The organism is Pseudomonadota bacterium (genome assembly GCA_039815145.1).
Classification (GTDB): domain Bacteria; phylum Pseudomonadota; class Gammaproteobacteria; order Steroidobacterales; family JBCBZW01; genus JBCBZW01.
This window is the reverse complement of record JBCBZW010000174.1, coordinates 1-8990: the sequence shown is the minus strand read 5'-3', so window position 1 is coordinate 8990 and position 8990 is coordinate 1. Positions and strand designations below refer to the sequence as shown.

At 64.4% G+C, this 8990-nt stretch carries 10 protein-coding genes; 6 read left to right on the top strand and 4 right to left on the bottom strand.

What is annotated here, in order from left to right:
* The 3 genes from AAF184_23180 to AAF184_23170 all read left to right on the top strand — a co-directional run.
* A partial coding sequence (locus AAF184_23180) for an MAC/perforin domain-containing protein (GenBank protein MEO0425259.1) occupies positions 1-1280 on the top strand: 1280 nt, incomplete at its 5' end.
* Between the two features lie 36 nt (positions 1281-1316).
* A complete protein-coding gene (locus AAF184_23175; protein ID MEO0425258.1) occupies positions 1317-2033 on the top strand; it encodes a LamG-like jellyroll fold domain-containing protein in 717 nt (238 codons plus the stop codon).
* Positions 2030-2698, top strand: a complete 669-nt coding sequence (locus AAF184_23170) for a hypothetical protein (protein MEO0425257.1) — start codon at positions 2030-2032, stop codon at positions 2696-2698. The genes AAF184_23175 and AAF184_23170 overlap by 4 nt, the downstream gene beginning before the upstream one ends.
* 162 nt (positions 2699-2860) lie before the next feature.
* Here AAF184_23170 and AAF184_23165 read toward each other — a convergent pair whose 3' ends face one another.
* Complete coding sequence (locus AAF184_23165; GenBank protein MEO0425256.1) at positions 2861-4333, bottom strand: amidase family protein; 1473 nt, start codon at positions 4331-4333, stop codon at positions 2861-2863.
* 388 nt (positions 4334-4721) lie between these two features.
* On the opposite strand from AAF184_23165, the gene AAF184_23160 reads away from it, so the two are divergent.
* Both AAF184_23160 and AAF184_23155 read left to right on the top strand, forming a co-directional pair.
* Positions 4722-5063, top strand: a complete 342-nt coding sequence (locus tag AAF184_23160) for a metalloregulator ArsR/SmtB family transcription factor (GenBank protein MEO0425255.1) — start codon at positions 4722-4724, stop codon at positions 5061-5063.
* Complete coding sequence (locus AAF184_23155) at positions 5053-5544, top strand: SRPBCC domain-containing protein (GenBank protein ID MEO0425254.1); 492 nt, start codon at positions 5053-5055, stop codon at positions 5542-5544. The genes AAF184_23160 and AAF184_23155 overlap by 11 nt, the downstream gene beginning before the upstream one ends.
* Here AAF184_23155 and AAF184_23150 read toward each other — a convergent pair.
* Both AAF184_23150 and AAF184_23145 read right to left on the bottom strand, forming a co-directional pair.
* The gene (locus AAF184_23150) at positions 5541-6770 is read right to left on the bottom strand and encodes an MFS transporter (protein MEO0425253.1); all 1230 of its coding nucleotides are present in this window, start codon (positions 6768-6770) and stop codon (positions 5541-5543) included. The genes AAF184_23155 and AAF184_23150 overlap by 4 nt on opposite strands.
* A 106-nt stretch (positions 6771-6876) precedes the next feature.
* A complete protein-coding gene (locus AAF184_23145; GenBank protein MEO0425252.1) occupies positions 6877-7764 on the bottom strand; it encodes an acyltransferase in 888 nt (295 codons plus the stop codon).
* 277 nt (positions 7765-8041) lie between these two features.
* Between AAF184_23145 and AAF184_23140 the strand changes: the two genes are divergently transcribed.
* The gene (locus tag AAF184_23140) at positions 8042-8368 is read left to right on the top strand and encodes a DUF1330 domain-containing protein (protein MEO0425251.1); all 327 of its coding nucleotides are present in this window, start codon (positions 8042-8044) and stop codon (positions 8366-8368) included.
* A 66-nt stretch (positions 8369-8434) separates the two neighbouring features.
* Here the strand turns inward: AAF184_23140 and AAF184_23135 are convergent.
* The coding region (locus AAF184_23135) for a hypothetical protein (GenBank protein MEO0425250.1) at positions 8435-8990 on the bottom strand (556 nt) is incomplete at its 5' end.

Genomic DNA, 8990 nt, shown 5'->3' with positions numbered 1-8990 from the left:
TGCCGCTCGGGTTGACGCTGATCCAGGAAGCTACGCAGGGCATGGTGTTCAACAAGTCCGCGGTGTCGTCGGGTTCTGAGTTGCAGACCACCCTCTCCCTGACCATGGGTGCCAACATGAAGGGCAACGGGTACGCCATGGGCGTGCCCGTAGAAACGACGGCCTCCTACGAAGCCACGGCATCGGCGATGGCTAGTTGGGAAAGCAATAAGACGGTGGCCCAGGCGATAGGGTTCTCCCGCGCCAAGCAATACGCGCTGGTCGTCGACCATCCGTACGCCACCTTGTCCGATGACTTCCTCGACGCGGTCGAAGACGCGCGGCGCTACGCCAACTACACGGCGATCATCGACAAGTTCGGCACGCACTACCCCTACGCCGTGACCTACGGTGCTGCAGCAAAGGTCACCCACTCCTTTACCGAGGATTCCTGGAGAAAAGTCGCCGAGGTCAACGCAGGCTTCAAAGTGTCCGCCGGCGCGGAGACACTGGGCTCGGGCGGTTCGTCGTACTTCGGCGCCAATGCCGGGGTGCGCACCGGCAGTTCTGGGTCGGTGGGCGAAGAGGGCGCCACCTTCGTTGCCGTCGGCGGTAACGGATCGTGGAACGAAAACGGCTACAGCGCGGGGCCCACGCCATATCCGATTCTGATGGATCTGCGCCCCCTGTACGAGCTTCTGAATCCGCTGAATTTCCCCAACGAGCCCGAGATCTACCAAGGCGTACGCGAAGAGTTACGACTGCACACCGAAGCGTACATTGCGAAGTTCGCCAATCGCATCAGCGATCGCAGCCTACTTCCGCTCGTGGAGCCGAAGAGGGACGAGCCGATTGAGACCTGGCGCATCTACGTGCGCCATATCTGGTGCACGGACGGCAAGATCGGAATGGTGAGCGACGTCGAAGGCACCTTGAGCCTTGACGGCTATATCGGCAGCAATCGAGATCGTTACGCCACGACCAAGGACAAGAAGCTCTCGGTGGTTTGCAAGAAGAAGAAGCAAACCAAGAAGTACAGCTACAAGAGCGGCGCCGCCGGAATGCTCGAGATCCAGGGCACCCGCGCACAGATCGCCGCGTACACCATTGCCCTCGAACTGAACTGGCATTACCTGCCGTTCGGCAAGAAGCATCCGAAGAACAGCAAGAAAAACTACAAGCAGCCTGACGCACTCAAGAACGGACTCAAGCCGGGCACCAGCAAGGACTACCGCTGGACCGTGGGCAAGAAGGCCAACCCGGACTTCACCCTGTCCCTGCGAATGAAACGTATCAAATGACGGCGACCGCAGTCGTCGCCACCTGAGGAAAGACAGATGCAACACGCTTATCGAAATGCCAGCGTAGCAGCCACGATGATGATGGTGTCACTCGGTGCCGTCGCACAGGGCTACACCCCCGACATCGCGGAACTGGACGAACGCACCGGGTTGTCCTTTGCAGGGCACCCGGCCTTCAACCTGGGCGAGGGCGGCACCCTCGAATTCTGGGTCGCCCCGGGATGGACAGATGACCCCGGTTACGACCCGGTGGTGCTGTCGAGCGAAACCGATGACAACTTCAGCTTCGTCATCGCCATGCTCGGCGACAGAACCGGCCTCACGGTGCAGACGGCCGATGGTTACGGCGAGGTAGCGTTCAACTTCGACGACGGCGTGATGCACCACGTCGCCATCGTCAATCTCCAGGGGTCGATGGTCGTCGTCGTCGACGGTCAGCCGCTCGACGAGATGACCTTCGGCCTGCCGGACGAGGTGCCTCGGATGCTGTGGGTCGGCAGCATCAATGGCGAGGGGTTGCCCTTCGTGGGCGCGGTGGGCGGCTTCCGCATCTGGGATGTCGCCGTGGAGCTCGAAGAGCTCGTCGTCTTCGCGCTGCTCGACCCCCTGGACCCCGAGTTACCACATCCAGACCTCTCAGCCCTAAGTGCCTACAGCAACCTGACCAACAACATGTTCGAGATCTCGGATCTGCTCTGGGACGACGACACTGAGGATTCAACGACAGACCCCCTAGTGGAGGCAGGCGAATGAAGAACTTAACGATACTGAGCGTAGTGCTGGTGGTAGTCGCGCTGTTCCACGCCCAACCGACCGAGGCGCAGAAACTCAAACCGGGTGCGACGAAGCATTCCGCCTCCCAAACCCGCCCCGCCACAACGGACCCTCGAGCCAAGTCGGTTTACAACAAGAAAAAGCCCACCAAGGCGAAGCAGAAGGCCGACGTTGCAGCGTTCAACATGACGCAGGCCCATTCAGCCAAGAAGCAGGCTCAGAAGGACCTGCAAGTGGCGGCGCGTGAACTCAGGCGGGCCCAACGCACCTTCGACCGTGCACCCCCCGAGAGCAAGAGCGCAGCGCGCAGGCGCCTGGACGCTGCGCGCCTGAACCATGCGAACCGGCGCCTGGATCTCTCGGATTCACGGGCGGCCTACCGGACGGCGCGGAACAACTATCGCCAGGCCAACGATCAGTTGCATGGGCAGCGCTCCCAGAGCTGGGCGTCGCGACTCGTCAGCTGGTTCAAGAGCTTCCTGCCCAAGCGCAGCTTCAAGGGGCGGCGGGTTGAATTCGCCGACCACCATCTGGGCAAGACCGGCTCCGGAGAACCTCGTCCGGCTGTCGAGCCGAAGGGGGTGCTGATAACGACTGAGCGGGTGTCTGTCGAGCTTGCCCGCCAGCCGATGCCGTTGAACTGAAGGGCTGTACGGCGACGCAATCCAGGTCGATGGCGGTTAGGGAATCTCTGCACAAGTCCGCTCACCGTCCCCGCGCACCAGCGGCACGATCTCGGCGTTGCGCGCCTTGATTTCGTGTCGCTGGACGCACGGGGCCGACGACCGGACTTATGCAGAGCTTCCCTAGGGCGTGAGCGGCTGCTCGGCCGCTACCTGAGCCATCGCCACTTCCAGGGCACGCCCTACGCGAAGCAGTAGGGCATCGTCGCCGGCCGTCGCCGTCATCAGCATGCCTAGCGGAAGGCGATCAGCGTCCGTGTGCATCGGCACCGATAGGGCGGGATAGCCGGCCATCGCTGCGAGCCAACTCGCCCCGATGGGCCCGCCGTCTGATGCGTCCTCCTCCTCACCGCGCAGTGGTGACGGCGGAGGGGCCGCCGGCATCACCAACAAGTCCACCTGATGAGTCTTCAGCAGCGCATCGATGCCCTGCGGGCCGGTGGCGGCCTTGATGGCGGGGGCGATGCGTCGGTACTCCGCGCTCTCGATGCTCGGCGCAGACACTGCTTGAAGGAGTATGGCCTGGTCAAAGCTATCCTCGGTGGCGTGCTCGGCGTTGAACGCGATCAGATCGTCGATCGAACGAATCGGGACGCTATCAGGTGCGTTGGCCAGGTAGGTGTTGAGGTCGGCTTTGAACTCGATGTCCAGCAGTACCTCTCCGCTTTCCCATGTGACGGGATTTGGCCTGAAGGAGGTGACGTCGACGAGGACGGCACCGCGAGCCTCAAGTGCGTGCAAGGCCCTGTTGAAGGCCGCCGATACTTCCGGGTCACTCCCTTCGGCCCAGCGGAAGACACCGACTCTGATGCCCTCTACGCCCCGTTCGATCTCAGCCAGGTAGTCCACAGCCTGGCCCGTCGCGTCAGGCCTCACCATCGCGTGCAGCATGAGCGCGGCGTCGCGCACCGTGCGTGCGATCGGCCCCGCCGAGTCCTGGGATCGAGACACCGGGATGATGCCGGCTTGAGACACCAGGCCAATCGTGGGTTTTAGTCCAACGACACCGTTGCACGCAGCGGGGCTGGTGATGGAGCCATTGGTTTCCACGCCCACTGCGAGGGGCGCGAAGGACAGGGCGACGGTCACCGCCGATCCCGATGAGGAGCCACACGGGGAGACGGATCTGTCCACGGCGTTGAGCGTCTGGCCGCCGAGACCGCTCCATCCCGCCGGCGCGTCGGAGGCGCGGAAGTTCGACCACTCGGAGAGGTTGGTCTTGCCGAGGACGATCGCCCCTGCCGATCTGAGTTGGGCGATGACGGCGGCGTCGCGCTGCGTGTTGTTCGCGGCGAGCGCCGGAGAGCCGGCGGTGGTGGGAAGCTCTCGGGTCTCGACCGTGTCCTTCACCAGGACGGGCAGGCCATGGAGTCGACCTCGGAACTCGCCACGGGCCGCTTCGGCGTCCAGGGCGCGCGCCTCGTCGAGGGCCGACGCGTTGAGCGACAGGATGCTTCGATACTGCGGCCCGCGCTTGTCGAGTGATGCGATTCGCTCGAGTGATGCGGCTACCAGCGCTTCGCTCGTGAGCTCGCCGTTTCTAATTGCCTTAGCCAGCGATTCCGCCGAGGACGCAAGGTCGACGCTCGGGCGCACAGTTGTGCTCTGCGGCGCCGAGAACGCGACCGTAGCTAGTGTGACGCTTAGTATGATTACCCATGCTGTAGTAGCTGTACCTTGCATACGAAGACCTGTTTCGTGCCTAACGACCTGTTGCGGCGGCTGTGCAGGCGCCGCCCCGTTTACATACCGAACGCTTGTGATCTCGGGCGTCAGGGGCGTCGCTGCCAGTCCCAGGACGTGCAGTGTTTGATGGCGAGGGCGTAGGAACGGTTTGAAGGAGAGGAGTGATCTCGGGGTGTGTGGGGCACCGACGCGAAAGGCCGCCGAACCGAAGCGATAGATGCGATGCCCGGCTCAACCATTGCGTGTTGAGCGTCTGAACCGGGCTTGCATATCTGTAAGTATTCGCTTACCGTAAGTTATGGCTTACGGTGATGCTCAAGTCCAACTCGCCTTCGACGCCCTGGCGGACCCCACCCGACGACGCGTGCTCGAAGCGGTGAGCAGCGGTCGAAGCACCCCAGGGGAGATCTCCGCGGGGCTTCCGGTGTCGCGCCCTGCCGTCTCCCAACACCTGAAGCAGTTGCTCGCGGCAGGCCTCGTGGAGGTGCAGGCCCAAGGCACGCGTCGCCACTACCGCTTGGTGGACTCGGGCCCCGTCGCCCTGCGTCGCTACCTCGATGAACTCTGGGGCGACGCCCTACAGCGCTTCGCGAGCTACGTGGAGAGCCAAGCACCAGGAGGAGGGCGTGATGACCACTGAGCGACCGTTGCCCGCCGTTGAAAAGACGATCACGGTCCCTGTCTCCGCGGCGCGGGCCTTCGAGTTGTTCACCTCGCACGTCGGGCGCTGGTGGCCCCTGGAGACGCACAGCGTCAGCGCTCAGATGGCGCAGGCGCCGGCCGCCAGCTGCGCCTTCGACGCCCATGAGGGCGGTGAGTTCTTCGAGATCGATGGCAACGGCGAGCGCCATGTATGGGGCGTGGTCGAGTGCTGGCGTCCCGGTGAACGCCTTACCTTCTCTTGGTATCCCGGCCTAACGCCAGCAAGTGCAACGCGTGTCGACATTCGCTTCGAGGCCGTCTCTGCCGGTGAAACCCGGATCTTGCTCAGGCATGACGGTTGGGAGCAGCGAGGCGATCAGGCCTCGCAGGTGCGCGATCAGTACCACAGTGGTTGGGACCCTGTTCTGGAGCGCGCCTATCAGCACACCCTGATGGCATCCGGCGCACGCCAGGCCTAGGAGGCGGCAGCCGCAGTCGCCACGGGTTCACGGCGCAGCGGCCGTTCGTCGATCGGGAGGTGAATGAGCGTCGCCAGGATCGACAGGGCGACCCCCGCCCACCACACGACATCGTAGGACCCGGTGTTGTCGTAGAGGTATCCCCCCAACCACACGCCCGAGAAGCTGCCGAGCTGATGGCTGAGGAAGACGATACCGAACAGCGTCGCCATGTACCGAGGCCCGAACACGCGCGCCACGATGCCCGAGGTGAGCGGCACGGTGGACAGCCAGAGCAACCCCATGGCCGAGGCGAACACGAGCATGCTAAGGCTGGTCTTCGGTAGGAGCAGAAGCCCCGCGATGGCCACTGCCCGCAGGGCGTAGATCACCGCGAGGCCGTGGCGCATGGGCCAGCGCTGTCCGGCCAACCCTGAGAGGAAGGACCCGGCGATGTTGAACAGGCCGATCAGCGCAATCGCGTATGCGCCGACCTGCGCGGGTAGCCCTAAGTCCTTCACGTAGGCGGGGAAGTGGACGGTGATGAAGGCCACGTGGAAGCCGCAGACGAAAAAGCCCACGGTCAGCAGCAGGTAGCCACGATGCCTCAACGCTTCCTGCACCGCCTGGCCGAGGGTTTGCGTCAGGGCATCGCGAGACGCGCTCGCCTGCGCCGTGTCGGCGCGCGGCAAGAGCCAGGCGGCGGGCACCACCACGAGCACGAGGCTGGCGAGGATGATCAGTGCCGAGGACCAGCCGTGGGCGCTGATCAGGGACTGACTCAAGGGCGAGAAGAGCACCTGCCCCGCGGAGCCAGCGGCGGTGCCCAGGCCGAGTACCAGGGTCTGTCGGTGCACTGGCACCACCTGGACCATGGCCGCCAGGGCGATGGAGAAAGACGTGAGCGCGATACCCGTGCCCGTGAGCACCCCGGCCAGCAGGTTGAAGCCAACGATGGACGTGGTCGTCGCCATGCCCCACACGCCGGCGCCGTACACCACGGCCCCCACGGTGAGCACCCGCGAGGGCCCGTAGCGATCCGCCAGGGCGCTGGCGAAGGGCAGCGCCAAGCCCCAACACAGGTTCTGCAGGGCCAGGGCCATGGCGAAGGTCTCGCGCCCCCAGCCTCGCGTGGCCGTCATCGGCTCGAGGAAGAGGCCGAAGGTAGACCGCGCACCGAAGCCTACGGTGGAAATCAGGCAACCGGCGAGGATGATCAGCAGGGGGCGGCGAAGGAGTTGGGTCACGGGAGGCTCGTCAGGCTCGGCTTCAACGTCATCTAGCGTAGCCGATCACGAAGGGCCTCTCGACCGCTGTAGGGCGCCGGGTCGGTGTTTCCCGCCCCCACCATCTCTAGTTCCAGTCCTTCTCGAGGGCTTCGAACCGCTCGTCCTTTTCGGCCCATAAGGCGGACAACCACGCCTGAAAGCGGGCGCGAAACGCGAGGTCCGCAGCGTAGTCGCCCTCGTGCATCCAGGGCTCGACGGGCACCTTGCGCACATCGACGACGACGTCGTCGAGCTTGCCGGTGAACATGTCCCAGAAGCGCTTGCGACCGCCGGGGTAGACGATCGTAACGTCCAGCATCATGTGAAACTGCTCGCCCATGACCGACAGTGCGAACGCCACGCCGCCTGCGCGCGGCGGTAAGAGGTGTTGGTAGGTCGACTTGGAATTCGTGTGCTTCTCGGGCGTGAAGCGGGTGCCTTCGACGAAGTTGATCACCGTGGTCGGCACCTCGGCGAAGCGCTCGCACGACTTGCGCGTGGCCTCGAGGTCCTTGCCGCGCAGGTGCGGATGCTTCTCGAGAAACTTCCGCGAGTAACGCTTCATGAAGGGCATGTCCATCGCCCACCAGGCGAGCCCCAGGAACGGTACCCAGATCAGTTGCTGCTTGATGAAGAACTTCAGGAAGGGGATGCGCCGGTTGAACACCCGTTGCAACACGACGATGTCGATCCAGCTCTGGTGATTCGAGACTACGAGGTACCAGTCATCGCGTCCAAGTGCGTCGGCGCCGGTGATGTGGAAGCGCGTGCCCTGCGTGGTGTCGAGCAGCCAGTTGTTGACGGTGATCCAGTTTTCGCCGCTGGCCATGAGCAGGCGCGACGTGAGCCGGCGCACGGTGGCGAAGGGCAGCAACAGGCGCACGATCGCGCCCAGCATGATGGGGATGAACCAGAAGACGGTGTTCACCGCCAAGGCGACGGCCGCGATGACGCCTTTGATCTGCTGGAACATGGGGCCTGTCTCGCGGGTTCAAGGGAGCGGCGATTATGCCTGAGCGGGGCCCGGCACACCGCTTCCCTCGATCCGCCTGTCGTCGAAACGTCAAGTTGCCGCGCGGAGGGGCTGCCTGTGACCGCGAGGCCGCACAAGTCGCTGGCGTAGGTTGGGGGCCAGGATCGACCGCGGGAGCGGCGACACAGTCGCACCGTCGGTGCGTTGGGTGAGTGTCGCGCCACGTGTGCCAGGAGGGTAAGGTGGGAACCCCGATCGTGACTACAGAGGGTCCGCCATGGCCGCTTACCTGATTGCTAACGTAAAGATTAACGATGATGCCTGGGTGCCAGACTACGCGGCCAACGTTCACGACATCGTTCACAAGCACGGCGGGAAATACCTGTCCCGCAGTGGCAGCGTTACGCCTCTCGAGGGCGATGCGCCGGACGTCAGCTTGATCGCCCTGCTGCAGTTCCCGACTGTGGATGCCGCCAAGGCCTTCGCCAATGATCCCGCCTACGCGCCGTACATCGCGTCGCGGCAGGCCGGCACCGCCAGCCAGTTCTACATCATCGACGACACGGACGCTGCGGGCACGATCCCGTATCTCCCCAAAGGCTAGGGGGGCGCTGGCCTCCAGGGATAGCCGCTCGGAAACGCGGCCAATTCCCTAGAGACCGTTTCATCCTCAGCGCGCGGTCAGACGACGCCACCCCCAAAACGCGAGCGCACCGAACAGCGCCGGCAAGCCGGCCGGCGCGGGCACGGGAACGGCGCCCGGGGAGAAGGCCGTGATCACCCGCGTCCAGTCGCCCGGGCTGGTGGCGCGCCAGCTGATGTCCACGCGGCTCAGGTCGTTGCCGAAGCTCGTGGTGTCGCCGTTCTCGAGGCCGCGCAGACCGAAGTCGTTGTAGTCCAGTCCCGGCACGCCGAGGAAGTCGGAGTCGAACAGGTTCTGGTCCGACGTCACGAAGGCGAAGATGTCTGAGTCGAACACCATCGTGGTGTCGACGCGCTCTTCACTGCCATTGCCGGGATCCCACTGCACGTAGTGGCTGGACACCACCGTGCCCGCCAGGATGAGGAAGTCCGAGCCGACCGGTTGGATGAAGTCCGCGTTGGGGTCGGCCACGCGGTCGACGCGCAGGTCCTGGGTGAGGGTGAAGTTCTGCACCTCGTCCCACACCAGCAGGATGCCGTCGTCGGGATTCTGCTCCACGACGTCGGGCAACGGGGCCTGCGTG

What these genes read in the sequence shown, in the direction of transcription:
- AAF184_23170 (MEO0425257.1), top strand. Translation starts at nt 2,030, where the DNA reads ATGAAGAACTTAACGATACTGAGCGTAGTGCTGGTGGTAGTCGCGCTG.
- AAF184_23155 (MEO0425254.1), top strand. Translation starts at nt 5,053, where the DNA reads ATGACCACTGAGCGACCGTTGCCCGCCGTTGAAAAGACGATCACGGTC.
- AAF184_23160 (MEO0425255.1), top strand. Translation starts at nt 4,722, where the DNA reads ATGGCTTACGGTGATGCTCAAGTCCAACTCGCCTTCGACGCCCTGGCG.
- AAF184_23175 (MEO0425258.1), top strand. Translation starts at nt 1,317, where the DNA reads ATGCAACACGCTTATCGAAATGCCAGCGTAGCAGCCACGATGATGATG.
- AAF184_23145 (MEO0425252.1), bottom strand. Translation starts at nt 7,764, where the DNA reads ATGTTCCAGCAGATCAAAGGCGTCATCGCGGCCGTCGCCTTGGCGGTG.
- AAF184_23140 (MEO0425251.1), top strand. Translation starts at nt 8,042, where the DNA reads ATGGCCGCTTACCTGATTGCTAACGTAAAGATTAACGATGATGCCTGG.